Source organism: Methylomonas sp. LWB (genome assembly GCF_001856095.1).
Classification (GTDB): Bacteria; Pseudomonadota; Gammaproteobacteria; order Methylococcales; family Methylomonadaceae; genus Methylomonas; species Methylomonas koyamae_A.
In genome coordinates this window covers 152110-178330 of record NZ_MKMC01000045.1, presented here as the reverse complement: position 1 = coordinate 178330, position 26221 = coordinate 152110, and the positions used below count along the sequence as shown (strand labels likewise).

At 52.9% G+C, this 26221-nt stretch carries 23 protein-coding genes; 12 read left to right on the top strand and 11 right to left on the bottom strand.

Features of this window, described 5'->3' with window-relative positions:
- Positions 1-16: 16 nt before the first annotated feature.
- Together BJL95_RS17075 and BJL95_RS17070 are read left to right on the top strand one after the other, a co-directional pair.
- Positions 17-673: a thiopurine S-methyltransferase gene (locus BJL95_RS17075; RefSeq protein ID WP_071159630.1), complete on the top strand. Its 657-nt coding sequence runs from the start codon at positions 17-19 to the stop codon at positions 671-673.
- Between the two features lie 197 nt (positions 674-870).
- Positions 871-1266, top strand: a complete 396-nt coding sequence (locus BJL95_RS17070; RefSeq protein ID WP_071159629.1) for a CBS domain-containing protein — start codon at positions 871-873, stop codon at positions 1264-1266.
- Between the two features lie 44 nt (positions 1267-1310).
- Here the strand turns inward: BJL95_RS17070 and BJL95_RS17065 are convergent, their stop codons facing one another.
- The gene (locus BJL95_RS17065; protein WP_139306301.1) at positions 1311-1883 is read right to left on the bottom strand and encodes a hypothetical protein; all 573 of its coding nucleotides are present in this window, start codon (positions 1881-1883) and stop codon (positions 1311-1313) included.
- Positions 1884-2138: 255 nt separating this feature from the next.
- On the opposite strand from BJL95_RS17065, the gene BJL95_RS17060 reads away from it, so the two are divergent.
- The gene (locus BJL95_RS17060) at positions 2139-3524 is read left to right on the top strand and encodes an OFA family MFS transporter (RefSeq protein ID WP_071159627.1); all 1386 of its coding nucleotides are present in this window, start codon (positions 2139-2141) and stop codon (positions 3522-3524) included.
- 19 nt (positions 3525-3543) lie between these two features.
- On the top strand, positions 3544-3672 hold the full coding sequence (locus BJL95_RS25965; RefSeq protein ID WP_269454756.1) for a hypothetical protein: 129 nt from the start codon (positions 3544-3546) through the stop codon (positions 3670-3672).
- A 113-nt stretch (positions 3673-3785) separates the two neighbouring features.
- Here BJL95_RS25965 and BJL95_RS17055 read toward each other — a convergent pair whose 3' ends face one another.
- The gene (locus BJL95_RS17055) at positions 3786-5111 is read right to left on the bottom strand and encodes a TolC family outer membrane protein (RefSeq protein WP_064028521.1); all 1326 of its coding nucleotides are present in this window, start codon (positions 5109-5111) and stop codon (positions 3786-3788) included.
- A 135-nt stretch (positions 5112-5246) separates the two neighbouring features.
- Between BJL95_RS17055 and galU the strand changes: the two genes are divergently transcribed.
- A complete protein-coding gene (gene galU / locus BJL95_RS17050) occupies positions 5247-6128 on the top strand; it encodes a UTP--glucose-1-phosphate uridylyltransferase GalU (protein ID WP_071159625.1) in 882 nt (293 codons plus the stop codon).
- 75 nt (positions 6129-6203) lie between these two features.
- Here galU and BJL95_RS17045 read toward each other — a convergent pair whose 3' ends face one another.
- From BJL95_RS17045 to BJL95_RS17030, 4 genes are all read right to left on the bottom strand, one after another.
- The gene (locus BJL95_RS17045) at positions 6204-6605 is read right to left on the bottom strand and encodes a lipopolysaccharide assembly protein LapB (RefSeq protein WP_168031420.1); all 402 of its coding nucleotides are present in this window, start codon (positions 6603-6605) and stop codon (positions 6204-6206) included.
- Positions 6606-6894: 289 nt separating this feature from the next.
- Positions 6895-8133 carry a glycosyltransferase family 4 protein gene (locus BJL95_RS17040; RefSeq protein WP_071159623.1) on the bottom strand — a complete coding sequence of 413 codons (1239 nt, stop codon included), beginning with the start codon at positions 8131-8133 and terminating at the stop codon, positions 6895-6897.
- Positions 8134-8160: 27 nt separating this feature from the next.
- Complete coding sequence (locus tag BJL95_RS17035; RefSeq protein WP_071159621.1) at positions 8161-9114, bottom strand: glycosyltransferase; 954 nt, start codon at positions 9112-9114, stop codon at positions 8161-8163.
- A 14-nt stretch (positions 9115-9128) separates the two neighbouring features.
- Complete coding sequence (locus BJL95_RS17030) at positions 9129-10388, bottom strand: hypothetical protein (RefSeq protein ID WP_071159619.1); 1260 nt, start codon at positions 10386-10388, stop codon at positions 9129-9131.
- Positions 10389-10605: 217 nt separating this feature from the next.
- On the opposite strand from BJL95_RS17030, the gene xrtA reads away from it, so the two are divergent.
- The 3 genes from xrtA to corA all read left to right on the top strand — a co-directional run bounded on the left by xrtA (position 10606) and on the right by corA (position 15086).
- Entirely contained in the window at positions 10606-12111 is a 1506-nt protein-coding gene (xrtA, locus tag BJL95_RS17025; protein ID WP_071159617.1) for an exosortase A, read from the top strand.
- Between the two features lie 145 nt (positions 12112-12256).
- On the top strand, positions 12257-13654 hold the full coding sequence (locus tag BJL95_RS17020) for a mannose-1-phosphate guanylyltransferase/mannose-6-phosphate isomerase (RefSeq protein ID WP_064028536.1): 1398 nt from the start codon (positions 12257-12259) through the stop codon (positions 13652-13654).
- A gap of 154 nt (positions 13655-13808) precedes the next feature.
- The gene (corA, locus tag BJL95_RS17015) at positions 13809-15086 is read left to right on the top strand and encodes a magnesium/cobalt transporter CorA (RefSeq protein WP_071159910.1); all 1278 of its coding nucleotides are present in this window, start codon (positions 13809-13811) and stop codon (positions 15084-15086) included.
- A 183-nt stretch (positions 15087-15269) separates the two neighbouring features.
- On the opposite strand, the gene BJL95_RS17010 is transcribed toward corA, so the two are convergent.
- Entirely contained in the window at positions 15270-16514 is a 1245-nt protein-coding gene (locus BJL95_RS17010; RefSeq protein WP_071159615.1) for an HlyC/CorC family transporter, read from the bottom strand.
- Between the two features lie 236 nt (positions 16515-16750).
- Here BJL95_RS17010 and BJL95_RS17005 point away from each other — a divergent pair, with 236 nt between their 5' ends.
- The 4 genes from BJL95_RS17005 (at position 16751) to BJL95_RS16990 (ending at position 21563) form a co-directional block, all read left to right on the top strand.
- Positions 16751-18169: a sigma-54 dependent transcriptional regulator gene (locus BJL95_RS17005; RefSeq protein WP_071159613.1), complete on the top strand. Its 1419-nt coding sequence runs from the start codon at positions 16751-16753 to the stop codon at positions 18167-18169.
- Positions 18170-18285: 116 nt separating this feature from the next.
- Positions 18286-19521 (top strand): dicarboxylate/amino acid:cation symporter, encoded by a 1236-nt coding sequence (locus tag BJL95_RS17000; protein WP_064028541.1) that lies wholly within the window; start codon positions 18286-18288, stop codon positions 19519-19521.
- Positions 19522-19629: 108 nt separating this feature from the next.
- Positions 19630-20925 carry a sensor histidine kinase gene (locus BJL95_RS16995; protein WP_064028557.1) on the top strand — a complete coding sequence of 432 codons (1296 nt, stop codon included), beginning with the start codon at positions 19630-19632 and terminating at the stop codon, positions 20923-20925.
- Entirely contained in the window at positions 20922-21563 is a 642-nt protein-coding gene (locus tag BJL95_RS16990; protein WP_064028542.1) for a response regulator transcription factor, read from the top strand. The genes BJL95_RS16995 and BJL95_RS16990 overlap by 4 nt, the downstream gene beginning before the upstream one ends.
- 6 nt (positions 21564-21569) lie before the next feature.
- Here the strand turns inward: BJL95_RS16990 and BJL95_RS16985 are convergent, their stop codons facing one another.
- From BJL95_RS16985 to BJL95_RS16970, 4 genes are all read right to left on the bottom strand, one after another.
- On the bottom strand, positions 21570-22400 hold the full coding sequence (locus tag BJL95_RS16985) for an HDOD domain-containing protein (protein ID WP_071159611.1): 831 nt from the start codon (positions 22398-22400) through the stop codon (positions 21570-21572).
- A 264-nt stretch (positions 22401-22664) separates the two neighbouring features.
- A complete protein-coding gene (locus BJL95_RS16980) occupies positions 22665-24416 on the bottom strand; it encodes a methyl-accepting chemotaxis protein (protein ID WP_064028545.1) in 1752 nt (583 codons plus the stop codon).
- Between the two features lie 563 nt (positions 24417-24979).
- Positions 24980-25810 carry an MOSC domain-containing protein gene (locus BJL95_RS16975; RefSeq protein WP_064028547.1) on the bottom strand — a complete coding sequence of 277 codons (831 nt, stop codon included), beginning with the start codon at positions 25808-25810 and terminating at the stop codon, positions 24980-24982.
- Positions 25811-25818: 8 nt separating this feature from the next.
- Complete coding sequence (locus tag BJL95_RS16970) at positions 25819-26217, bottom strand: PilZ domain-containing protein (RefSeq protein WP_071159609.1); 399 nt, start codon at positions 26215-26217, stop codon at positions 25819-25821.
- Positions 26218-26221 lie beyond the last annotated feature (4 nt).

The following is a 26221-nucleotide window of genomic DNA, read 5'->3' as shown; positions in this document are numbered from 1 at the left end:
ATATACAGGAGCTTTCATGCAGGCGGAATTTTGGTTGGAACGTTGGGCGCAAAATCAAATCGGTTTTCACAATCCCGATTACCACCCTGGCTTGGCGGCCTATTGGGACGATTTGCAAGTGCCCGAAGCCAGTACGGTGTTTGTTCCATTGTGCGGAAAGAGTTTGGATTTGTTATGGCTGCGCCGACGAGGCTACCGGGTCGTGGCGGTGGAATTGAGCCGAGTCGCGGTGGAGGCGTTTTTTGCCGAAAACGATTTATCGGTTTCAGTTAGCCGGCAGGGCGAGCTAGCCGTGTTCGCGGCCGACGGATTGACCATCTATTGCGGCGATTTTTTCGCGCTGACCGCCGCCGAACTCGCCAATGTAGCCGGCGTTTACGACAGAGCCGCCTTAGTCGCCCTGCCGCCAGCGATGCGATCAGCGTATGCCGCAAAAATGCGCGAACTCCTGCCCGCGGGCTGCAGGACGCTGCTGGTGACCTTCGACTACGATCAGGCTGAAATGGCCGGGCCGCCTTTCGCGGTGCCGGCTGGGGAAGTCGCTACGCTATACGGGAGTTGGTGCGATGTGGCTGAAAAGGCCGTGGCGGACATATTGGACGATGAACCTCGATTTCGCGAGCGAGGCGTCAGCCGAATCCAGGAATCGATTTATGCGCTGACCGTGCGTTGAGCCGGAATAAGGAGCCAGTTCAGCCGGAGTCTTTGGGCTGGCTTGCTGCGAGACCGGTTCGGGGATTGCCAGCGGACCCGGCCGAGTTTAGTTTCCGGAATAACTGATTTTACCGCTCTGGAGCAGGGCGCACTATACTAAGACTGTCGCTGGCTTCAGGCCCGCGGCTCATAATAATTCTTACAGCGAGGTGCGCCATGTTAGCCAAAATTGCCGCTGCCGATTACATGTCGGCTAACGTTATCACCGTTTCCGCACACACCGAAACCTCCATAGCCATCAAAAAATTGCTGGACCATAAGATTACCAGCATGCCGGTCGTCGATGAACACGGCAAATTGTTGGGAATATTTTCCGAACGCGACGGGATGCGCGTCGCGGTAGGTTCGGCCTATAACCAGAGCATGGAAGGCCGCGTCGAGGAATTCATGAATCTAAGCCCGGTCACGGTTAAGGCCAGCGACAGCTTGGTGGACATCGCCACCAAATTTCAGGATTCGCCGATGCGCAGTTTTCCGGTGTTCGAGAACGACTCGTTGGTCGGTATGATTAGCCGGGTGGATGTCCTTAGAGCCTTGCTGACGATTCGTTAACCCGATTCAAGCTTCCGGCCGCCGAACACTTCGGTCGTCGGGGGCTAAGCCTTTTCCACGCTTTCCAGGCAGACGACCATCGTGTGACGGACGATGTAAAACGTCATGGACATCGGGTACAGCGCGTAATGGCGGGTAACCAACAAACCGACGATGACAAAGCCGATCACCGATCCGAAATTGAAGCGGGTGATTTTTTCCAGGTAACGCAAATGTTCGATCGAGTCCAAATCAAAGCGTTCGGCACGGTTAATCAACGATAGCGTTACGAGGGTGGTCAGGGTCGCGAAATACACTGGAAAGAAGAAAAACATCGGCGCGTCGTCATTGAATTGCGGCTTCCAATAGGCGTACCAAACCAATAAGCCGGCACTCGCGAAGCCGTCGTGCCACACAATGGTCGGCAATTTTTTCAAGTAGCCGGCCAGCAGTGCGGTGCCCATCAAGGTTAGGCCGATCGCCAACGCGACCGGAGTTTCCAATAAAGCCAAGTAAGGATTGCCGTTCTGCACCAAGAAGGCCAGGCCAACGCAGCAAAAAATAAAGCCTATCATCGTAATGAACTCGTCCGGTGGCCCGGCGTTTTCTAGCCCGACCTGAAAAAATTTATGATCCACGCATTTGTGCGCGTGGCGGAAACTCAAAATATTCGTTGATCGGTTGAACAATTCCAGTTGATTATTCAACGGGTCATGGGTTAGTTAGCAAAGACCGGCCGATTGCGCCAACCGACGATTTAACGCTGATAGAATAAACCCTTTGACGGTGGCGGCACGAGCGAATTACCTTTTGTATCATCGCCTCGAGCTTTTTGGCGGGCAACTCAGGTGTTGCGGCCAATGAGGTAGGCCGTCGGATTTATCGGAGTGTTCATGAGTTTTTTTGCGAAACAAACCATCGTTGCCCAACCGGGATTCAACCGTTGGCTGGTGCCGCCCGCCGCGCTTTCGGTACATTTGTGTATTGGCCAGGCCTACGCGTTCAGCGTGTTTAACGAGCCTTTGAGCCGTGCGGTCGGTATCGGCGCCGCGACACCGGAAGACTGGAAGCTGACGACGCTAGGTTGGATTTTCAGCTTGGCGATTGTGTTCTTAGGGTTGTCTGCGGCGGTGGGTGGCAAATGGTTGGAGAAAGTCGGGCCGCGTTTAACCATGTTCGTCGCCGCGTGCTGTTTCGGTGGCGGTTTCTGGGTTGCGGCCTTGGGTGTCCAATTGCACGAAATTGGCTTGCTGTATCTTGGCTACGGTGTGCTGGGGGGGATCGGTCTGGGCTTGGGTTACGTTTCACCGGTGTCGACCCTGATCAAATGGTTTCCGGATCGGCGTGGCATGGCGACCGGCATGGCAATCATGGGTTTCGGTGGCGGGGCCATGATAGGCGCGCCGTTGGCGGTTTGGTTGATGACGCATTTCAAGTCGGCGACTTCGGTGGGCGTGGCCGAGACGTTCATGACCATGGGGAGTTTGTATTTTCTGTCGATGACTATCGGCGCGTTGGCGATCCGAATTCCGCCGCCGGATTGGCGGCCGCCGGGATGGACACCACCGACGGTACGCCACAAAATGATTACCGACAAACACGTACATATCGACCAAGCGCTGAAAACACCGCAGTTCTATTTGTTGTGGCTGGTGCTGTGTCTGAACGTGACCGCCGGCATCGGCGTGCTCGGGCAAGCGTCGGTGATGATACAAGAGATGTTCAAGGGCCGGGTGGATGCGGCGGCGGCGGCCGGCTTCGTTGGTTTGCTCAGCTTGTTTAACATGGTCGGACGGTTTTTTTGGTCGTCGGCATCCGATTACCTCGGGCGCAAGCAGACCTATTTCGTGTTCTTTGCCATCGGCGCCTTGCTGTACGGGACGGTACCGACATCGGGCGGCGCCGGTAATCTGCCGCTGTTCGTGGTGCTCTATGCCCTGATCATGAGCATGTATGGCGGCGGGTTCGCGACCATCCCCGCGTATCTGGCCGATATTTTCGGCACAATGTACGTCGGCGGCATACATGGCCGGTTGTTGACCGCTTGGTCCACCGCCGGTGTATTAGGGCCGGTGTTGGTAAATTATCTGCGCGAGTATCAAATCGGCCAAGGAGTGGCCAAAGGCGATGCTTATAACGTGACGATGTACATCATGGCGGGAATCTTGGTGTTGGGTTTTATCGCCAATCTGGCTATACGCCCGGTCCATGAAAAACATCATATGAAACACGACGAATTTGACGAGCTGGATGGGGTGTATCCGGCCGACGATCATTGAGCAACCTGGAGCAGGCGTCATGATAGAGAACAAACAACGCGGTATATCCCGCCTATTGATCGCAATCGTATTTTGGCTGTATGTGTTGATTCCATTGAGTTGGGGAGTGTGGTCAACCTTACAAAAAGCGCTGGCTTTGTTCGCTTAGAGCCCGCAAGCTATTGCCTGGATTAGCGGCGATCAATGGGGGTTCGCCTGTGCGTGAGGTTGGTTGGCTCAAACGATTGCGTTTTCATGTCGGGCGATCGACTCCGTGATCGGCTAATTTTTGCCGATTTGGCCGCCTAGGTATTGATTGATCTGCTCGAGGTCCTGTTCGGCTAAGCTGCCGGCGGCTTCCTTTAGGCGAATGCCGTTGATCAAATAATCGTAACGGCTACGGGCGAAGTCGCTTTTGGCCTTGTAAAGATTGCGTTGCTCGGTCAGTACGTCGACCATTGTCCGGGTGCCGACTTCGAAACCGGCTTCGGCGGCTTCCACGGCGACTTCCGCGGATTTACTGGTGGCTTCCAGTGCTTTGACCCGGCTGATGCTGGAGACCACGCCGCGAAAAGCATCCTTGACGTTGCGGTTGACGCTGCGTTTGACTTTGACCAGGTCCTCTTTCGCGGATTCGTATTCGTGCGCGGCTTGGCGGGTGCGAGAAACCGTGCCGCCGCCTTCGAATAGGGGGAGGTTGAGTTGCAGGCCGAAGCTTTCGGTGTTACCCAAGGTGCCGTATAGACTGCCGCTGCTATCCTGTTCGGAGTACTGAGCGACAATGTCTATTGTCGGTAAATGTTTGGATTGCTGCAGATCGACGTTTTTCCGAATGTATTCGGCTTGGTTTATCTGGGCGACGATAGAAAAGTTGCTGTTCTCGGCGGCATTGGCCCAACTAGCCATATCTTCCGGTGTCGGGGGGCTGAGCGGTAATTGCGGGGCGAGCGTTGTCAAATCGGCGGCGTTTTCGCCGATGATTTCGCGTAATGCTTCCTTGGTGTTGTCCAGCTGATTTTGCGCCTCGATCTCGCTGGCCGACGCCCTGTCGTAACCGGCTTGAGCTTCATAAACGTCGGTGATGGCGATGATGCCAACCTCGAAACGCTGTTTGGCTTGCTCCAGTTGTTTTTCAATGGCTTTTTTCTCGGCAGTGCTATATTCGAGATTGTCTTGGGCGGCTAGTATGTTGAAATAGGCTTCCGCCGTGCGGCGCATCAGAGCTTGCTGTTTGGCCTGAAATTGTGCCTCCGCCTGGGCGATACGGTTATCGGCTTGGTCGAGTTGTATCCAGTGGTCCCAGTGGAACACGGGTTGGCGCAAATTGAAAGTCAGTCTGCTGTCCAGATAGTGCTGTAGCGGCGTATTCGGTAAAAAGCTTTCGATTTCCAGGCGCGTGCGATTACTGCCGGCGGTGAACGAGACATTCGGCAGCATTTGGGCGATACTTTGAGACTTTAGTTCCGCTGTCGTTAGCTTGTTGATATCCGAACTTCTGAATTCCGGGTCGTTTTGTAGCGCCAAGCGATAGGTTTCGAGCAAATCCTGCCCGTAGGCCGAATTTGTCGCCACGAAAGCCATCAATAGGGTACTCAACGGTTTTATCATTGCCATATCTCGCGGAAAGGGTAAAAATACTCGGGTATTATCGCTTAAAAGAACACTAAATGTTTAAGTTTGCCATAAGGTTAGGCAAACAATATAGAAACGTCAAAAACAATTCTTTAATTCATCAGAGTCTATATGAGCCAAAAAATCAGCAAAGCCGTCTTTCCGGTCGCCGGATTGGGAACTCGTTCGTTGCCCGCGACTAAGGCGGTTGCCAAGGAAATGCTGCCTATCGTCGATAAACCGTTGATTCAATACGGCGTCGAAGAAGCGATTGCAGCCGGTATCGATACGATGGTGTTTGTGATCGGTCGCAATAAGGAATCCATCGCCAACCATTTCGATAAATCCTACGAATTGGAAAAAGAATTGGAAAAGAGCGGTAAAACCGAATTGCTGAACATGTTGCGCGGATTGCTGCCGTCGCATGTATCTTGCGTTTTCGTTCGTCAAGCCGAGGCTTTAGGTCTGGGACACGCGGTGCATTGCGCCAAACCGGTGGTCGGCAACGAACCGTTCGCGGTGATCTTGCCGGACGATCTGATCGAAGACGGTGAGCGGGGTTGTATGAAACAGATGGTCGAGTTGTTCGAGCACGAGCAGAGCAGCGTACTCGGTGTCGAGCGGGTCGATCCCAAGGAAACTCATAAATACGGCATCGTCGAGCATAGCGAAACCGCGCCGCGCGTTGGTCGTTTGAGTTCCATCGTCGAGAAACCGAAACCTGAAGTGGCGCCGTCGAATATCGCGGTCGTCGGGCGGTATATTTTGACGCCAGCCATCTTCGACAAAATTGAAAATACCGGTCGCGGAGCCGGTGGCGAAATCCAATTGACCGACGCCATTGCATCGCTAATGAAGGACGAGCAAGTATTGTCTTACGAGTTCGAAGGAAATCGTTACGACTGCGGGTCTAAGTTCGGTTTTCTATTGGCGAATGTCGAATACGGTTTGCTGCATAAGGAAATCAATCGCGAATTTTCCGAGTATTTGCGCGACCGCGTCTCAAAGATCTAGTCTTGACTTAACAATGGTCGGCGCCGCCTTGGTGCCGACCAGTGATAATTAATTTGGCGCAAAAACCACGCAACCCTATTTATTATTTTTTTTCAACTTGCTCATACGCCGCAACAGCATTTTGGAATCCGGTTTTTGTTCTAACCCATTCCGTAATATTTCGACCGCCTCGTCAGTCCGTCCCGATCTTGCCGCCAAGTCACTGAGGGCCGCATAGGCTAGGGCAAGTTTCGGGTTCAGCTTGATTGCACTTTGGTACTCTTGGATCGCTTCTTTGATCTGACCACTCTCTTCGTAAACTTGTCCTTTCTCGTAATGAATCCTCGGGCGCCAAGCAAAGTTTTTAGATGAGTGCTCTTCGACGTACATAAAGCCACCGATAGAGTTCTTATAAAGTTGCCTCTTCTCCATGGGGTCGCGCTCTACGCGTGCCAACATTGCCGAAAACAAGCCTTCACAATAGTGATGTATGTGCATTATGTCCGGGCCTATACGCTTCGCCCAGAGTTGGTACTCTGCGGTGTCTTTTCCTTTTAGTCTCACCCAGCAAAACCTGGGTAATCTGGCGAAGTCGTAATCTGTCGTTGGCCAAGCGCTTTGCGCTTGCGGGCAGATTCCGAATAGCGCAATTATCAACAATAAGCTTCTTAACAGCATGATCGATTGACCTCACATTGTTGTAATACCCCATTAGACAGTTTTTGGAGCATTTTTTGAAATTGATTGTTTAGAGGAATACAAATCGCCAACCTGATTTTCTTGGAGCTCAGCGTTGCTTCCTGGGTGCCAACAAGCGACGATAAACCGTTTCGACCTGAGCAACATGGCTGCGTATCGAAAATCGCTGCAATGCGGATGTACGAGCTTGCTCGCCTAAACGGATGCCCAGTTGGCGGTCTGAGTAAACTCGATAAATCTGCTCGGCCAAACTCTCGGCATCGCCGGGCCTAAACAACAAGCCGGTTTTTTCGTGCTCTATCATTTCAGCGGCGCCGCCATGCGCCGGACCGATCAATGGTCGCCCCATCGCCAAAGCTTCTATAACCACGGTGCCTAGGGGTTCTGGACTAGTGGACGCCGAGACGATGACATCCAAACCGTTATAAACCGTTTCCATTTTATTGATATGGCCGGTAAACGACACTGTCGCGTTCAAGCCTTCGTCCGCGACTCTGCTCACCAGATCAGCCTCGTAACCTTTACAGTCGTCCGGCGTGCCGCCGACGATGAGCATTTTCAAATTTGGGATTCGACTTTGCAAGCGTTTTGCCGCATCCAAAAACAGGTGTTGTCCTTTCCATGGGATCAGCAAGCCGATCAAGCCCACGACAAATTGGTCGCTTTGAATGCCGTATTGACGGCGGAAGACAGCACCATCGGCATACGTATCCAGCTGATCCAGCGCAATGCCGTCGTATATCACGCTGATTTTTTCGGCCGGTATCTTAAGTTTATCGCGCATACTAGCGGCTACCCAATGCGATACCGACACAAAATGGTCTGGCAGCGAATATGCCAAACGCATCGATCTTGAGCCTTGCTGATCGCCGCGCACGTGGCAAACCGCCGGAATGTTTAACACTTTGGCCACCAGTAACGCGGCGCGGTTGCAGAGCGGTTCGTTATTGGCGTGTATCAAATCGGCCTTGAAACGCCAGGCTTGCCAAAGCAAAGCCAGAAAGAACGGCAAAAAATTGGCTATGTCGTCGGCTCTCGCGAGTAGTTGGTTGCATAACACTCGCAATACCGGATGGTTTTGGATCGCTTCGATATCGGAGATTCTTTGCCGCCAACCGACGATGTCGAACCGGCGGTCCGGAATATGTCGCCATAGGGTTTCGTCGGCTATTTCCCGATATGACGGCCCGTCTCTACCCGTGACTACCATCGCCGAGAATTCAGTTGTGTCTAGGTTTCTAACCAAATGGCGGAGGCAAATGATGGCCCCGCCGTAGCCGATACCGTTTTCGACAAAGACGATGCGTTTAGGAACTGGTGCGGACATTGGAATAGGGGCGATGGGTTAAATGAATTAGTGGCCGATCAACCGCTGCTTAACGGCACGTACCGCCGCTATGGCACCCGGCGTTAGCTGGCTGGCGATCAGATAAAGTAAGGCCGGAGCATTTGCTTTGCGCGTTAAACTACTCCGGAAGGCGGAGCGAGCGTCAGTTCGAGCGCCGTTGTTGAAGTACCAATACCCCAATGTCCAAAACGTCCGAGAGACTAAATCATCCGGGGATACGCCTTGAGCGCGCAGCTCCGGGCCAATTTGCCGCGCCAACGAGTCCATCACCCGAGTCAGATCAACCAGCATGCGTTCGCTGGCTTGAGTGGCGTTATTGCCATGCTGGCGGCGCAGCATTAAAGTGTCCGGCAGGCAACTGATCGGATGTTTTGCGGCGATTTTGGCCCAAAGCTCCAGGTCTTCGCCGAAGCGTATCGTCGGGTTAAATAGGCCGGCTTCGTAAAGTGCGGCTTTACTGACCAATACGGTACCGGTCGGAATAAAGTTTTTCGCGACCAAGGCCGCCAACGCGTTAGGTACTGGAGCGCCGGCCAATTGCGAAAATTTTTCGGAAAGCCCGTGTTTGTCCAGCACCGAAGCAGTGAGTAATCGATTGTCGGTGTCGATTTCCGCCATGTCGCCGGCGATTAGGCGTAGCGCTGGATGGGTCTGTAGCGCTTGTAATTGTTTGGCGATTTTATCGGGTGTCCACTGATCGTCCGCGTCTAAAAACGCGATCCAATCGCCGTTGGCCAGTGAAATGCCTTGGTTGCGCGCGGCGGAGGGGCCTTGGTTGTCTTGACGGTGATAGACAATATCGCTGCCTAGATCGGCGATAACCGTTTCGGTATTGTCAACCGAGCCGTCGTCCACCACTATGATTTCGTCGACCTGATGGCTCTGGTTGCGTACACTGGCGATGGCGTCCCGAAGAAATGCGGCGTTATTATAAGCGGGAATGACCGCGCTAATTTTCATCGAATTAAACAGTGTCAACTGTCGCGGGTGCTGGTTGCGCACACGAACCAAGCCGGGAAGATTAAACCGCTTAGATAGGCGATCCACGCTAGCTTCGGGTGTCGGTAATACAATCGGTACAGAAACGCACCAACCTTACGATATTGACTTGCTTGACTCAAACCTTGCCAAGTTTCCCCGTTAAACCGATTGGTGATTTCATTTCGGTTGCCGTTTAGCCATTCCGCCAATTCCGGCGAAGCCAGAAACCGGACGTGGGGTAGCGTCGTGCAAATTCGACTTAACAGCTGCTGCAATCCGGCGATCGAGTCTCGGCACTGTGTATCGCTACGGGTGAAATTGTATTTGTGCGTGGAAATGGTCAGCGGCAAGGCCTGGCGACATGCGGCTAAGGCTTCGGCGTAGGCGCTGTCGGGCGTATGTTTGCCGTCGGTGGGTTCGAACATGACGTTTCTAACCAAATAGACTTGGTCGTATCGGTTGCGCTCGCCGCAGCGGATCAGGGTAGGGTCGGCAAAATATTTGCCGTTTCCATCGCGCCCGAGGCAACGATAACCGGCGGTTTGGATCGCCGTAATTCGCTGCTCGCGCCAACACGCTTCGATGGCGTCACCCCAAAGATAACACGGTGCAACCGTGGTCAGCGTCGGTTGCCCGAACATTTCGATAAACAAACGGCCGGCTGTTTCGACGATGTCGCGCGCTTTATTTTCGGCTATCGGTGTCGTCGGCAACTGGCTGCCGTCGACATAGTGGCCTTGTAGCGGTGAATCCAGTGATTCCCAATCCCACCAGTCGGCATGGGCTCGAGCGTCGTTTAGGCGCGAGTCGCCATCGCCTAGCAGTTTGGCGAAAGCTTCACCATTAAGATGTTCAAGGCCGTGTAGTTGCGGAACGAATGTGCCTTGCGTCATGCCCGATCGCATCGCTTCAAAAATTTCCGGAAAGTCGGTATCCAGGCGTTTTCGGAAGTATCGGTTGTCGGCATCGTCTTGGATTTTGGCGACGTCGGGCACGGCTAACACCACGTCGGCGGTTAACACCGCACAACGCCCCCGAGAATCGCGCGTCGTGGCCAAGGAGCCCAGCAGATTTCTGAGTCTTTCAGCCTGATAATCTCCGCCAGGCCCCCAGTCGTCGCTTTCAATCAATACCGGCGTTTCGGCGAAGTAAGGTTCTCGCCAAGTGGCGATGAACAATGGCTTTTTCCAGAACCAAAGCACGGTCAACGCGGTTAACCATAGGCATAAAAAAAACAAAATCACGATTAACATTGTTCGATAATACTCAGTTGAACGGATCTGGCGGGGTGGCGGATATACATCGTAGCAGAGAATCCGCTGGGATAAGCAAGCGACAGTTCGACACCGTGAATTTTATCGCGACGCGGTATCGAATCGACAATCGCATGTCACATGCCTATTCTAAAATGTATCCAGGCCCGGTCGCGGGGCTTGCTGAGCTGTCATAAAACCAAAGTTGAGGAAGCGAATGTTGATTTTCGGGGCTTTGCCCATTCAGTGGCGGTATCCGGTCGCGGGTGTCGTTTTGGTGACCTTGGTCTGTGTCGGCGCTTTTTTTTCGACTTGGGCATCCATTGTCGAGATTTGGTCGCGATCCGAGACCTTTACTCACGGTTTTTTGGTGGCGCCGATCAGCCTTTGGTTGATCTGGTCCAGACGCCACTGTTACCGAAATCTGCAACCCGAGAGTGCCTGGCTGGGTTTGCTAGTGACGGCTATAGGCGGGTTCGTTTGGTTGGTGGCGAAATTGGTCCACGTGCTGGTTTTGGAGCAATGGGCTGTCGTAACGATTCTGATCGGCGGTTATTGGGCGCTATTGGGTGGATCGGTTATTAAAAAAATGCTGTTTCCCATCCTGTTTCTTTACTTGATGGTGCCTTTCGGGGAAGCGTTCATCCCGTGGATGATGGAATACACGGCGTCATTTGTGGTGTGGATGATACGCCTTACAGGCATGAGCGTTTACCGTGACGGCATGTTTTTTATGCTGACTTCCGGGAACTGGTCGGTAGTGGAGGGATGTAGTGGCTTGCGCTACTTAATTGCTTCGTTGACCTTGGGTCTTGTCTACGCGTATTTGAATTTCCGTAACTTACGAAAACGAACCCTATTCATTATCGCATCGTTTTTAACGCCGATTCTGGCGAACGGTTTGCGTGCTTACATGATCGTGATGATTGGTCATTTTAGTGGCATGAAATTGGCTGTGGGTGTCGATCATATTATTTACGGTTGGTTGTTTTTCGGGCTGGTCATGCTATTGCTGTTTTATGCCGGTTCGTTTTGGGCCGACCAAGAAACAATTGCCGATACATCGGCCGAGCAAAGTATGCCTGAGCCGATGACGAGGTATCAGGGGTTGTTGCCGATGATAGCCGTCGTCGTGATAGGTCTTATTGCTTGGCCTATCGTCTTTCGGAGTTTGGCCGCTCGGCAGGCGGTAGCGGCTGCCATACCTGACCAAATAGTCACGCTCCGAGGAAGTGGGGGGGCTGTTCAATCGCCGCCAGATTGGGGATGGCGGCCAACTTTCAATGGCGTCATGGCGGAGGTAAAAAACGCGGTTGACGATCCATCTGGAACAGTGGCGATGTATTTTGCGAATTTCGGTGACGAATCGCAGGGCGGAGAATTGGTGAACTCCCAAAATTTTCTGGTGCCGCAAAAGCATAAAGTCTGGCGTATGGCTTCCGAAAGAGCGGTACAGGTAGATTGGCCTGATGGAACGTCGGGCGAAGTCGTCGAGTCGCTGTTGAAAAGCGAGGCCCGAAACTTGCTTGTGTATCGATGGTATCGTGTCGGCAACTTCAATACCGCGAGCGATTATCGAGCGAAATGGTGGCAATTGCTAAAACGATTAACTGGCGATGCCGATCCGGAAATGTTGATCGTATTGTATACCGAAGTGATCGGTGACGATCTGGTCGAAGGCCGGGCGAGATTGCAACGAGTTTTGGCGGTTTGTTGTCAATGAACCGAGGATGCTCTCTAGCGGTGAATTACCCGCTTCACGCGAAAATGCGTCCGCTTGCGATGTCCATCCTCAGGTTGACGCCCGATGCAAGCATGATGCTAGACTACCCCCATTGTTTTTTATTTCGATGCAAGGAAACCAAACTATGACACCGGTAATACTCTCAGGCGGTTCTGGAACGCGACTGTGGCCACTTTCGCGCGGTCAATATCCCAAGCAATTCTTACCGTTGGTCTCGGGTTATACGATGATTCAGGAAACGGTATTGCGGCTGGATGGTTTAGCTGGATTAAAAGCGCCGATCGCCGTATGTAACGAGGATCATCGTTTCATGATGGCCGAGCAATTGCGCGAAATCGGCGTCAGGCCAGCCGCGATTATTCTGGAGCCGGTCGGCAAAAATACCGCGCCGGCCGTGGCAATGGCCGCGTTGAGTGCCGCCGAGGACGACGTGTTGTTGGTACTGCCCGCCGACCACGTCGTTGCCGACCGAGCTGCATTCCACCATGCGGTGCTGGAGGCTCGTGCATTGGCGGAACAGGATTTGCTGGTGACCTTCGGAATTGTCGCGACCGAACCCGAAACGGGGTACGGCTATATCAAGCGCGGTTCGCTACGCTATGGCCCCGCTTACAAAGTCGATGCCTTTGTCGAGAAGCCCGATGCGCAAACCGCTCAGCGTTATCTGGAAAGCGGCGAATTCTTTTGGAACAGCGGTATGTTTGCGTTTAAAGCCGGTGTTTTTCTGCGCGAGCTGGAGCGCTTCAATCCGGAAATGTTGGCGGTTTGCCGCGCTTCGCTGCAAGCCGCCAAACCCGACTTGGATTTTGTACGTTTGGACAAACAGACATTCTCGACATGTCCGTCGGATTCTATCGATTATGCAGTCATGGAAAAAACCGATAAGGCGGCGGTGATACCGTTGGATGCCGGCTGGAATGACGTTGGCTCTTGGTCCGCGCTGTGGGACGTGACCGATAAGGACGGTTCCGGCAATGCGATCAAAGGCGACGTGTTGACCGTCGATACCCGTAATTCCTTTGTGCATTCCAGCAACAAGTTGGTTGCGGTGATTGGCGTTGACGACCTGATTGTCGTAGAAACCGACGACGCGGTCATGATCGCGGCAAAGGATCGAGTGCAAGATGTGAAGGAAGTCGTTGAACAATTGAAGACATTGAAGCGTAGCGAAGCCAACGTTCATCGTAAAGTCTATCGTCCCTGGGGACACTATGACTTGGTCGATTGCGGCGATCGGCATCAGACCAAGCGCATTGTCGTCAAACCAGGCGCGAAACTGTCGGTACAAAAGCACCATCATCGCGCCGAACATTGGGTGGTTGTTAAAGGAACAGCCTGGGTCGACAAGAATGGCGAAAAAATTCTAGTTTCGGAAAACGAATCCATTTACATCCCATTGGGTGTGATTCATAGCCTGGAGAACCCTGGCGTCATCCCGCTAGAAATGGTCGAAGTCCAGTCTGGCAGTTATTTGGGCGAGGATGACATCGTGCGCTACGAAGACCAGTACGGACGCATTTGACCGCGCGGGACGCACGCCGTTGCGTCCTTGTTATTCCGCAACGACTCGGGAGGCTTAGGCCTCCCGTTTTTTGAAAAATCCGCTCGATAAGTATGCTTCGAGTACATTCGACGATCATGCCACCCTGTAGACCTTATTCCCCTTGGAGTTGTCCTTGTCGCTACAAACCGTCAACGATTTGTTGAGAAAGCATAAGCTGGTCGAAGGTATGTTGAGCAATCAAACCATGCCTAGACGCAAGCTCGTTACCGCGTTGGTGCAAAAACAGCACATGGTGGAACTGCGTGGCGTGCTCGACAAATTGTCCGCGGTTGAAATCGGGCATATTTTGCAGTCCATAGATTTGGACGACGCCCGCTTGGTATGGGAACAAGTGGAAGACGCTCGTCAGGACGACGTACTCTGGGAGTTGTCGGATGCGTTGCGGGAAGCCTTGGTCGGCGACCGGGAGCCGCATTGCGGCGTCGGCCAAATGAGCGCCTTTGAATTGGTCGACGGACGTTTGTCGAAAGTCGCGATTACCTGTCGTCACGACTTGTTGGCGATTCAGCCGATCTGGGTCGATCTGTTGGCGCCGAGTAAGGCTCAACGCGCATTGATCGGCCAGCACTACGGCTTGGACCTTCCGGATCCGCTGGACTTGACCGACTTGGAGGCCAGCGCGCGCTTTTATGTCGAGGACCAACACGAGATTCACATTCACTCGGATTTTTTGTTGGATCGGGAGGGTAAATCGCGTAGCGTGCCGGTTGCCTTTATTTTGCGCGGTGAGATGTTGTTTTCGGTACGCAGCGAGGAGTTGCCGGTTTTTCGTTTGCAACGTTTACGTGCCAGAACCCAACCCGGCTTCGTATCGGACTGTAAGGATATGCTGCTGGATTTATACGGGGCGGAAGCGGAATATTCGGCAGATGCCTTGGAAAACGTCTATGCGCAGCTGGAAAATGTCAGCAAGCAGGTATTGAGTCAAAATATCAGCGATGAGGAGGCTGCGGCTATACTGGCCGACATTGCCGAGGAAGAGGATTTGAACGGCCGGATTCGTCGTAATATGCTCGATACGCAGCGCGCGGTGTCGTTCCTGATTCGCCGCAAATTGTTGAACACCACGCAACTGGATGACGCCCAGCAAATCTTGCGTGATATCGAATCGTTAAACAGTCATACCGCGTTTTTGTTCGATAAGATCAATTTTTTGATGGATGCGACGGTTGGTTTTATCAACATTAACCAAAACAAGGTCATCAAAATTTTCTCGGTTGCGTCTGTCGCGATGCTGCCGCCTACGCTGATCGCCAGCATATACGGTATGAATTTCGATAACATGCCGGAGTTGAAATGGGCGTTGGGGTATCCGTTCGCGCTGGTATTGATGACGATTTCGGTGGTAGCGCCTTTTGTTTTTTTTAAACGGAAGGGTTGGTTGAGATAATGTCGTCTCTAAACCGGGAGGCATTATGCTGCTGCGACAATATGCCACATTTTCAATCAGTATTGACTCGATTAATCTAACGCTAACTTTTTTGTTCGGTTAACAGTTAAAGTTGCGTTATATTTCTTCCTAATGCTTTGAGGCGGTAACTTTAGAGTTAGCGCCTTTTTTTTGCATTTCGCGTCAAACCAGCGAATGGCATTTTACGAGTTTGATCGTATTATCGTCTCGCTTGAGAATTTCCATGACATGTCCGTAGAGCTTGATGCTGGTTCCTGGCTCGGGAATGGTTTCCATGTATTCGATGATTAAGCCGTTTAAGGTTCTGGGGCCTTCGGTGGGTAATTGCCAATTGGTGAGCCGGTTGAGCTCGCGAACTGTCGTACCCGCATCGACCAAAAAGCTGCCGTCTTTTTGAACTTTGATGTCGGCTTCTTCGGCGATCAACTCTCCGAGGATTTCTTGCAGCAAATCGTCTAGCGTGACCAATCCCAATACGTCGCCGTATTCGTCGACAACTAGGCCGATCCGCAGTTTCTCGGATTTAAATATCTGCATTTGCTTCGAAATGGGCGTGCCGGCCGGTATGAAAAAAGGTTTGGCGAGGCTATTGACGATTTTTTGTTTATCGAAATCTGGTTGGCTAACTTGTGCCAACACGGTACGCAGATGCAAAAAGCCGATCACCCGGTCGATATGTTTTTTGTAGACCGGCATCCGGGTGTGGGGGCTTTTTTGCAGCTGGGCAATGATGTCCTCGAGTGGCTCCTCAATATCGATACCGACCACGTCATTGCGGTGCGTCATAATGTCGGCGACGCTGGCCGATTCCAGATCCAAGATACTGAGTAGCATGTTTTGATAGCGGGTCGGCATCGAATGATTAGCATCGGAGACGATGTTTTTTAACTCTTCCTTGTCTCGCGTCACCAAGTCGGCTTTGCTACTGTTGACGCCGAATATTCGTAGCAACAGCCTGGATAGTAAATTTAGAGTCCAAACCGCTGGATATAGTAGTTTCACTAGTGGGATGAAAAACCATGCGGAGAAAAATGCCAGTTTTTCAGGTCTGAAAGTCGCCAGGGTTTTGGGAATACTGACCGAAAAAATCAGTATCAAGCCGGTTAGCACCGCCACTGCCGGTAAAATCAATGGTTCCCCCCCCAAACGCAGCGCGATGACGGTGGTCAGTGAAGCAGTGAGCACAATTCCCAGGTGATAACCAAGGGCAATTAGCCCGTTCAGGCGCTCCGGTCGCTTTAACAGTGCCTGAGCCTTGACCGCGCCCTTGTGCTTTTTTTTCGCTAGATGTTGCAGGCGGTAACGGTTTAGCGTCATCAGCGCAGTTTCCGAACCGGAGAAAAACGCGGAAATCAACAACAGTGCGGCCAGTATACCGAAGAGTATACTAAGGGAAATATCGTTCAAGGCAACGGTGCTCTTGGCAGTGGAACATCGGCTTAGTTTGTCTACTGGAGAGTTTTTGTCAAGCCTAAACGTCCTCCCAACGCGGTGGAATGACGTATGCTTCATTCAAACCACTTCAACAATTTATTGCAATAAATTGAAAAGCTAGCATTTTGACAATGTAGGGTTTCGGTGCTTAACTTAAAGCCCATTCCTACCCTAAATCGTACCGTCAGGCTATTCCAGAGAAACGAAGCATGGCTTTGCCAGAAATTTTACTCATTGACGACAACCCTGTTCGGGTCCAGCAAGTGGAAACCGTACTCAAGTTCTTGGAATATCGGGTATACACCCTTACAGTGAAGGAGTTCGAAACCGCATCGGACCGATGCCGAGAGGCGGACGTGGTGTTTGTTGGCGGTTCCAACGATAAATTGGCGATTCTGCTTAAGTCGGTCGCTGATGCCGCGAGTGGAGCGCCAATTGTGGTGTTGGTCGAGGCAGGAGGCCAGCAGCAGGCGTTAGCGACCCCTGTTCATCAATTGGTCACCAAGATTCTGGAATGGCCCACGGTCTATCCCGAGTTGATTCAACTGCTCGATAGTTTTCAGCCTGCCGAGTCGCCGAAAAAGTCGCGTTCCGATAAGGGCTTGGCCGGCATTAGCCGGGCGATCGCCCGGACGCGCGAACTGATCGATCAAGTGGCCAAATCCGATGCCACCGTACTGATTTTGGGCGAGTCGGGCACCGGTAAGGAGGTGGTTGCTCAAGCCTTGCATCGCGGCTCTTCCCGTCGGGATAAACCCTTTGTACCGGTCAATTGCGGCGCTATCCCCGGCGAGTTGCTCGAAAGCGAGCTGTTCGGTCATGAGAAAGGTGCGTTTACCGGTGCATTGACCGCTCGGCAAGGCCGATTCGAACTGGCCGAGGGCGGAACCTTGTTTCTCGATGAGATAGGCGATATGCCGATGCCCATGCAGGTCAAGCTATTGAGAGTATTGCAGGAACGCACTTTCGAGCGCGTCGGCAGTAATAAAACGATACATTGCGACGTCCGCATCGTAGCGGCAACTCACCGTCAACTGGAGCAGGAGATTGCCGAAAAACGGTTTAGAGAGGATTTGTTTTATCGCTTGAACGTATTCCCTATCGAAGTTCCGGCCTTGCGCGAACGCACCGAGGACATTCCTTATCTGGTAAGCGATCTAATTAGCCGTATGGAAGCGCAGAATCGCGGTTCCGTCAGATTGAGTCCTCGCGCGGTCGCGGTCTTATCTCAACACCATTGGCCGGGCAACGTCAGGGAATTGTCGAATTTGATCGAACGGCTGGCCATCATTAAGCCCGATGCGTTGGTCGATACCGCCGATTTGCCGGAAAAGTTTCAAGCTTACGAAGTACCCGATCATCTTCCGGCGACTTTGCCGGACCAGGAAATTCACGTATACCGCCCAGCCGAGCATCAGGGTTTGGGTGCGGCAGTACCTGGTGGCGTCGGGGCGATACACTTGCCCGAACAAGGTATCGATCTAAAAGAATATCTGACTGAACTGGAGAACGAATTGATCCGCCAGGCGCTGGAAGAGTGTAACGGCGTCGTAGCTCACGCCGCCAAATTGCTGAATATGCGTCGAACGACATTGGTCGAGAAATTGCGTAAAGTGGATACGGCATAAGCGCCGATGACATCTTCAGCTCGCTGTTGTCCAGTGCAGTCTCGATATTATTGCGGTTTCATACGGGTTTTGCGTGCCGCAGCCCCGGTCGCGCCGCGATTGGGTCGGTGGCAATCATGCCTCGGTCGCTAAACCAACAGATTTTTGTCGCGGCGCTGTTAGGGCTCGCGATTGGCTTGGGTTTCGGCGCAACCGGGCCGGATGCGCCCGGCGTGAAAGTCGGTTTGTATCTGGCTGGATTAGTCGGCAATGTATTTGTCGATTTGTTGAAAATGGTATTGGTCCCGTTGGTGTTCGCTTCGATCGCGGTCGGTGTCGCAAATCTCCGTCAGCATAGCCAGTTGCAACGGGTGTGGGTCGCAACATTATGTTTTTTTGTGTTCTCGATGGCGTTGGCGATCGCGCTGGGCTTGGCGGCCGCGCATCTGTTTCAGCCGGGTGCCGGTCAGTCGGGGACTTGGTTTCGCGACGCCACCGCCGGATTCGCCGCCAAGCAAATGACGCCGCTCGAATTCGCCGCCAGTTTCCTGCACGGCTTGTTCATGAATCCGTTCGCCGCGTTGGCGCAAGCCAATATCTTAGCGATCGTGGTATTTGCGTTATTACTCGGAATCGCATTGGTGGTCGGCGGAGAGCGCTACCGGAACATATTATTGCTGCTTCGTGAAACACTGGAGTTAATGCTGCGCTTGGTCGGATGGATCATGCGTCTGGCGCCACTGGGCATCATGGCCTTGTTGATTCAGTTGGTCGCCACGCAAAATGCCGCCGTATTAGCAACCTTGGCCAAGTTTGTCGCGGTTGTGATCGGGACTACGCTGCTGCACGGCTTTGTGGTGTTGCCGCTGCTTTTGTATGGGGCGACCGGCATGGCGCCGTTGACCTTTTTTAACGGCGCGCGCGAAGCGTTGCTAACGGCGTTTGCTACTAGTTCCAGCTCGGCAACGATGCCGGTGACGCTACGCTGCGTCGAGCAGCACTTGCATGTGGATGCCGAAATCGCGGGATTCGTCGTGCCGTTGGGGGCGACCATGAATATGGACGGTACCGCGCTCTACGAAGCGGCGGCAGCCTTGTTCGTCGCCAATCTGGCCGGTATCGAGCTCGATTTGACGCAGCAATTGATCGTGTGTTTCACGACGATGCTGGCGGCCATGGGAGCGCCGGGCATACCCAGCGCGGGAATGGTGACGATGGTGATGGTATTGCAATCGGTGGGCTTGCCGGCGGAAGCGATAGCCATCTTGTTGCCGGTGGACAGGTTGCTCGATACGGTGCGCACCATGGTCAACGTCGAAGGCGATATGATCGGAAGCTTGGTTGTGCAGAGGTGGGTCGGCCGCCCCGGCTAATTCTCCACACAAGCTGTCAGTGCGAGTCTTAATCAATCGAGAATTTTTCCTATGGTCGATCGGGAGCGGGCCGAAGATAATAGCCGATTAATTCCGATGACCGCCTCGATGAGTTTAAGAAATCAGATCATTTCACGGATACTGCTGTCCTCGCTTTGCATCTTGCTGATCGGCGGCGCGATTGCGATTTGGCAGGCGCGGCAGGCCGTTAAGAAAGAGGTTGACGCCTCGATCAATATGGCGGTGCAGTTAATATCGCTGGGTTTGGATGCGCCGGTCGAAGATCTGTCGCGGTTCAGCGCATTACAACAAACCAGGCATCTGAGCATTCAGTTGCTAAAGCCGGACGGCCAATTGGTACATTTTTCCGGAGCGGGCCAACCGAGTCATCCCGAAGACATGCCGCCCGCATGGTTCGTAACCTGGGTGCGAAGCGATTATCCGAAGGTCGAACATCAGCTGCACACCAGGGACGGCAAACCGATGACCTTGGTCATTCAAGCCCAGCCGTTGGACGAGATTACCGAGGTGTGGGAGGAGAGTGTCGGTTTTTTCGCATCCCTGTCGCTACTGACTTTGCTGAGTTTTTTAGCGGTCAATTTGGTGTTGAGTAAATCGCTGAAAGCGATTGCCTCGATTGTGGAAGCCTTGCGTATCATCGAAACCGGCCAATATCGCTACCAATTGCCGCAATTTTCGACAATGGAGTTCGACAGTATCGCCAATGCCATCAATCATATGACCGTCGAATTGGAAAAGAGTCGTCAGGAAAATCGAGCATTGACGCAACACTCGTTAGCCATACAGGAAGAAGAGCGTCAACGGCTGTCGCAAGAATTACACGACGAACTTGGGCAGTCGTTAACCGCGATCAAGGTCATGGCGGTGACGGCGGCTCACCAGCGCGCGGATACGGCCAAGATTACCTCGGCCATCAGCGATATTTGCGATCACTTGATGACCGTCGTCCGTTCGATGATGCAGCAACTCCATCCCTTGGTTCTGACTGAGCTGGGTTTGAAAGCCACGTTGGAGGACTTGGTAAATCATTGGTCGGAGCGTAACCCCGATTTGAACCTAACCATCGATTGCGGCGATGAGGTCGACAGTTTGGACAAGGCGGTCACCATTCAGATTTTCCGGGTGATACAAGAGTGCCTGACCAATGTCGTGCGGCATGCTCAGGCTGGACGGGTTGCGATCGTTTTGCGTAAACTCAATCGGCCAGCCTTGTTGCAATTGCGCGTCGAAGACGACGGTCGAGGCTGCGATTTGACGACCGTCAATCGGGGGTTTGGATTGCGCGGCATCAAGGAGCGGATCAAGTCGCTCGACGGCGAGCTGGATATCCGGTCCGCACCCGATAGCGGGATGACCATACAAGCTAGGATACCTTTGGCATGAAACGCGCTGTCGGTATTTTGTTGGTGGACGATCACGCGGTAGTCAGAGCCGGATTTCGGATGTTGTTGTCGGCCAGTCCTGGCATTGAGGTGATCGGCGAAGCCGAACGGGGTGAACAAGCGATACAATTATACCAAGAGGTAAAGCCCGACGTATTGGTCATGGATTTGTCGATGCCAGGCATTGGAGGTTTGGAAACTATTCGTCGCATCGTACAGCGTGACGCCGACGCGAAAATACTGGTATTCAGCGTCCACCAAGAGCAAGTCTACGTCAGCCGGGCCTTGGATGCCGGGGCCTTGGGGTATATCACCAAGAACAGCGCCCCCGGAATTTTAGCGGAAGCGATAGCTGCGGTCCTGCAAGGCGTCACTTATGTGGAGCGCGGCTTGATGAAGTCCTCCGGCGAGCACTTGTCCGGCAATCATCAGACGATTATTGCCGATTTTTCGCCTAGGGAATTTGACGTCTTCAGTTTACTTGCGCAAGGTTTGACCGTCCACAAAATTGCCGACCAACTGTGTTTGGGCCATAAAACGGTCGCCAATTATGCCACGCAGATCAAAAAGAAACTGCAAGTCGCGACGACGACCGAATTGGCGCACATTGCCGTCAATTTGGGGCTGATGCAGCGTTAATTTTACTCAATCGATCAATTCGTCCAAATCGCTGCCCAATTCCAGCATCTCGTGCAAGCGCGATTGAACGAAATCCGCCGATAAACTCAAACCTTCGGCGACCGTTAGTGGAAAGGCTTTAATAATCTGGTCGGAGGATTGATTGGCTTCGAGAGCATTTGCGGTAAAACGACCTAAAAAGACCGCGCATGCCAAGCGATTTGGCGTTCCTGATGCCAACGGATCGGCCGATTGTTCGACGGCCTGGGTTAAGTCGTCGGGAAATTTCCAGCGGCGGCAGAGTTCCGCGGACGCAGTCGGCGTCACGAACCCCAGCCGGCGCAGCTCGATATCGGAACGCGAATTGCCGGCTTTGACGTGTTGATCGATCTCGTTAGCCTCGCTGGGTAGTCCTAAATGGATCAGCACGTTACCAAGGTCGGCTATCAAACCGGCCGTGTAGGCAATATCGGTTTGCAAGCCAGCTTGCGTGGCAAGCCAGCCAGCATGCGTAGCCGTTCGAAAGCTTGTTCGCCAAAATTGCTTGAGATCGAAATTGGCCAGCTTCGGAAACGAACCGACAAATCCGGAGGCAATGACCAAGGTTTTTAGTTGATTGGTGCCAAGCATCGTAACCGCTTCTTCTATCGAACCTACTTTTCGGGATAGGCCGAAGTGGGCGGAATTGACCAGCCGTAATACCTTTAAGGTAATGACTTGTTCTTTTTCCACATCCTTGACAATTTGCGGCATGTGGAAATTAGGATCGTTGAGTTGTTTGACAATAGTTCGGACGACTTCGGGAATTTGCGGAAGTTGATGGATTTGATCGAATAGTTGGTTAATTGACGCTGGCATGGTTGCTCTCTTGTCCCTAAAAAAACCGCAAGCCCGGGTGGCGTGGAGCGAGTCTGACGCTACCGGGACGCGGAGTGCGCGACGATCATCCGCGGCATTCGGCCATGGATGATTTTAAGTTCAACAAAAACGAATTTCTGTTTTTACAACGGCGCGAAGACACCGCTCACGATGTTTGGGCTCCGTGGTAAAAAGTATAGACGTCATTTGGCGACGCGATAACGGGGCGTAGCCTACCTAGGCTAGGTAGGCTGATTCGCTAGCCTAAGTTCTAAAGCTACCAACGGTCGTGCGAAGTTGATTGGCGAGTTCCAGCAATTCCCGGCAAGCGTCGGCGGTATTTTTCGCGCCAATCGAGGTTTCTTCGGACACGTGGCTGATGTTGCTGATATTCCGATTGATTTCCTCGGCCACCGCGGTTTGTTCTTCGGCGGCACTGGCAATCTGGTTGTTCATGTCATTGATCGTATCGATGCGCTGGCTGATCGAGGTGATCGATTCGCCGGCCGATGCCGCTTGATCCACGCTCGAAGCGGCACGTTTGCGGCCGTTCTCCATTACCGAGACGGCTTGTTTGGCGCGCCCTTGTAAACGTTCGATGGTTTGCTGAATTTCCAAGGTCGAATTTTGAGTCCGGCTGGCCAGCGTTCGGACTTCATCGGCGACGACCGCGAAACCGCGGCCCTGTTCACCGGCCCGAGCCGCTTCGATGGCGGCGTTTAAAGCCAGCAAATTGGTTTGCTCGGCAATTCCTTGGATCACGCCAAGCACCTCGCCGATACTGTTGCTGTCGTTTTCCAATTCGTGAATCACATTCGCGGCATTTTCAACTTCGCTGGCCAAGCTGTTAATACCGTTGACCGCGTCCTTGACGATGTTCTTGCCGGTCGAGGCTTCTTTATCGGCAATTTCGGCGGCCTCAGACGCTCGGACCGCGTTTTTAGCGACATCCTGAACCGTCGAGGTCATCTGCTTCATCGCGTTGGCGACCAGCGTGGTCTCGTGCAATTGCCTTTCGACGCCGCTTTGTGTCGTATTGGTGATGGTCGCCAATTTGTGCGAGGCGCTGGCCAGTTTTTCGCTAGTCGCGCTGATTTCATCGACGGTTTTGGCAATTTTACGCACAAAGGAATTAAAGCTATGAGCGACCCAGGCGAACTCCGATTTACCGGAGGCATCCAATCTAGCCCGCAAGTCGCCGTCGCCGCTGCATATGTCCTGCAGCTTGAGCGCCAACGCGGTTAGCGGACCGATGATGATTCTACTCATCATAAAGTAGCCGGTGAAGCCGATGATAAATAGCGTGGCAATTAAAAACCCGATGGCGTAATAGGTATCGGATTTTAACTGGGCCAATGCCACCGAGAACGGCGTAATGATTTCGAAGGCTCCGTGCAAATCGCCGGCATGCCGATTCTCCATCGTATAGCCGAGCAAGTCTTGGCCTTTGTCGTTACGCCAAAGCGACTGCGAGTTCTGCGGATCCCCGTGGCACAGTTCGCATTGTTTGGCCAATTTAACTGGCCGCAGATAGCGGATTTCCTGCTTGTCTTCATCGATGTAACTGTATTCGCTGGCGCTCGGATTATTCCGAAAATAATCCAATGCGGTGCGTTCGATTTCGTCGGCGGCGTTACGCGGGTTACGCGGATTGTTGGCGGGCGCCTTGAATCGGAAGCCGTATTCCTTGGCCTTGGTTTCTATGACATCCCAGGCGTTCGCGGTTGGCACGGTCGCTAGCACCAACTCTCTGGATTTCGCCAAGCCGAATTTATCGATGAGTTGATTGAGCTGTTCGGGAGAATAGACACCGGTCTCCCATTTCTTGACGACATTGTCGCGAATCGACTCCGACAAAACCAATAACTGACGTGACGACTCGATCTCCCGATCGATCATCTTTTGCTTGCCGACATTGGCGTAGACAATCAGTATTAGGATGCCGACACCAGTGAGTACCGACATCGTAATCGCTACTACTTTCACACCTACGGAATGCCAGTTCATCATCAACATTCGAATCTCCAGAAATGCTTTGTATAGTTATTATTCGCTCTTGCGGCCGCGCGCCGTAAGGATAGGCGCCGTGAGTATAGCCTACAATTTAACGTCAACTAGCTGGAAAACTTTATTAGTTGTGCGGAAAATTCCAACGCCCTCTTTTCGCTACGCAGGATGTAATGTCTAAAAGTTTAGCGAAGTATCGAATACTCCATTCACTCTTACGGATCCGAGGCCATCGCGGCCGCCTATTTCAACCCGTTTTGGTGGGTTTCGCGTAATGAGAGTGCCGCACGTGCCAACGATCAATATGTCGAATTTGCGAACCAGTCCGCGTTGTGAATTGGCCTATCGCTAGGCGACTTCGGCAACTTTTCCAAGCGCAATGGCTATCAATTCAATAAGGTCCTGAGTTTGCGCTAGCACATCCGCAATTGGCGTTTTCGAACGGAGTTTATTCTATGTCGATCAACCCGTTACGCGTATAGGGATGTGATGTCGCTGACAGTATCCGGATTTGGTCGTGACGTCTTAGCGTACGGTGCGATCACCAAGCGATCGAACGGCGCTGGACTGTTTTAACGGTCTTTACCTAACGGAGGTTGCGCCGAACCGGTCTCGTGAATGACAACGGGCTGACCGACGCTAAGCAAGCCCGTCCGGTCGTGCAAGGCATTTTGACCGAAATAGACTTTGTTGTTCCATTTGCGTAGTCGATTTAACGTCGTTAAAGGCTCCTTACCGGGACGTGCGGTTTCCGGATCGATCGTCGGAATCGCGCAGCGCGAGCAGGGTTTGGGCAGGCGGAACACGATATCGTTGATGGAGATCCGGCGCCAAGTATCCTCGGCATAACTGTCGCATTCAGCGACCACCAGATTTGGCCTAAACCGGTTCATATCCAAGGGTAATTGCATTGCCATGTTCAATGCATTCAGCGAGTTTTCCGAGACCAGTAAAAATGGGAAGCCGTCGGAAAAACCGGTCTGATCGGTATCGAAGGCATAGTCTGGATCGACTTTGCGGACGTCGACGTCGGCCTGCCGGACCAAACGGCAATCGCGGTCCAGAAATCGACTCAACCACTCATCCGCCGCGGAGCCGCAGCCTATCCCGATGCAACGATCGTCCCAAACCGTGACTTCGATCGCTTCGCCGGCGACTTCGAGTAACGGTAGGCGCAAATCCGCTTGACCGGACGCTGACAGGATTAGCGCATCGCTCTCGATACGGGTTTTGATCAACGCCATTTTCGGCAGTCGCCGTTGGCTGAGAAATTGCCGGTCGGTATCGACCAACATCCATTTACGGTCGTATTGTAAGCCGCGCTGGTCGACCGGCCAGACGTTTACCTGAAAACCGGCCAGCGATTTGACAGGGTAAACGTGTATTTGACTAAGAACGGGCATAGATGCAATTAGCTGAAGTGCAAATCGGTTTGGGTGTGCAGCAGGTGTTCGGCCAGCTCGGCGTGGCGGCCGTCGAATTTTAGGCCGTAACGCTGCTTTTTATGATCGCAGTGTACCACCGTGGCGACGACGTCAAAGCGTTGGCCGTCCGGGAACATCAGGTACAGGCTAACCTTGCTTTTGCGGTTCAGTTTGTCGTTGCTGATGACTGCCGCGCCGCGGCTGCTGATGTCGTAGAGTACCACATGAAACAAGCGCGGAAATAACAGGCTATGCACCTTGATCGCCGCCCGCAGGTCGGTTCGCCGGTAACGTACAGCCATGCGCTGGTTCGGCTGATCGGCGTCCAGGTTGATCTCCCGGTCCCAATCGTCGTGATCGTGCAATGGGAAGTCTGACTCGGACATGGCA

What these genes read in the sequence shown, in the direction of transcription:
- galU (WP_071159625.1), top strand. Translation starts at nt 5,247, where the DNA reads ATGAGCCAAAAAATCAGCAAAGCCGTCTTTCCGGTCGCCGGATTGGGA.
- BJL95_RS17070 (WP_071159629.1), top strand. Translation starts at nt 871, where the DNA reads ATGTTAGCCAAAATTGCCGCTGCCGATTACATGTCGGCTAACGTTATC.
- BJL95_RS17035 (WP_071159621.1), bottom strand. Translation starts at nt 9,114, where the DNA reads ATGAAAATTAGCGCGGTCATTCCCGCTTATAATAACGCCGCATTTCTT.
- BJL95_RS17040 (WP_071159623.1), bottom strand. Translation starts at nt 8,133, where the DNA reads ATGTCCGCACCAGTTCCTAAACGCATCGTCTTTGTCGAAAACGGTATC.
- BJL95_RS17055 (WP_064028521.1), bottom strand. Translation starts at nt 5,111, where the DNA reads ATGATAAAACCGTTGAGTACCCTATTGATGGCTTTCGTGGCGACAAAT.
- BJL95_RS16970 (WP_071159609.1), bottom strand. Translation starts at nt 26,217, where the DNA reads ATGTCCGAGTCAGACTTCCCATTGCACGATCACGACGATTGGGACCGG.
- BJL95_RS17045 (WP_168031420.1), bottom strand. Translation starts at nt 6,605, where the DNA reads ATGCACATACATCACTATTGTGAAGGCTTGTTTTCGGCAATGTTGGCA.
- BJL95_RS17000 (WP_064028541.1), top strand. Translation starts at nt 18,286, where the DNA reads ATGCCTCGGTCGCTAAACCAACAGATTTTTGTCGCGGCGCTGTTAGGG.
- BJL95_RS16980 (WP_064028545.1), bottom strand. Translation starts at nt 24,416, where the DNA reads ATGTTGATGATGAACTGGCATTCCGTAGGTGTGAAAGTAGTAGCGATT.
- BJL95_RS17060 (WP_071159627.1), top strand. Translation starts at nt 2,139, where the DNA reads ATGAGTTTTTTTGCGAAACAAACCATCGTTGCCCAACCGGGATTCAAC.
- BJL95_RS17030 (WP_071159619.1), bottom strand. Translation starts at nt 10,388, where the DNA reads ATGTTAATCGTGATTTTGTTTTTTTTATGCCTATGGTTAACCGCGTTG.
- BJL95_RS16975 (WP_064028547.1), bottom strand. Translation starts at nt 25,810, where the DNA reads ATGCCCGTTCTTAGTCAAATACACGTTTACCCTGTCAAATCGCTGGCC.
- BJL95_RS16995 (WP_064028557.1), top strand. Translation starts at nt 19,630, where the DNA reads ATGAGTTTAAGAAATCAGATCATTTCACGGATACTGCTGTCCTCGCTT.
- BJL95_RS16985 (WP_071159611.1), bottom strand. Translation starts at nt 22,400, where the DNA reads ATGCCAGCGTCAATTAACCAACTATTCGATCAAATCCATCAACTTCCG.
- BJL95_RS17005 (WP_071159613.1), top strand. Translation starts at nt 16,751, where the DNA reads ATGGCTTTGCCAGAAATTTTACTCATTGACGACAACCCTGTTCGGGTC.
- BJL95_RS17020 (WP_064028536.1), top strand. Translation starts at nt 12,257, where the DNA reads ATGACACCGGTAATACTCTCAGGCGGTTCTGGAACGCGACTGTGGCCA.
- BJL95_RS17075 (WP_071159630.1), top strand. Translation starts at nt 17, where the DNA reads ATGCAGGCGGAATTTTGGTTGGAACGTTGGGCGCAAAATCAAATCGGT.
- BJL95_RS16990 (WP_064028542.1), top strand. Translation starts at nt 20,922, where the DNA reads ATGAAACGCGCTGTCGGTATTTTGTTGGTGGACGATCACGCGGTAGTC.
- BJL95_RS25965 (WP_269454756.1), top strand. Translation starts at nt 3,544, where the DNA reads ATGATAGAGAACAAACAACGCGGTATATCCCGCCTATTGATCGCAATC.
- xrtA (WP_071159617.1), top strand. Translation starts at nt 10,606, where the DNA reads ATGTTGATTTTCGGGGCTTTGCCCATTCAGTGGCGGTATCCGGTCGCG.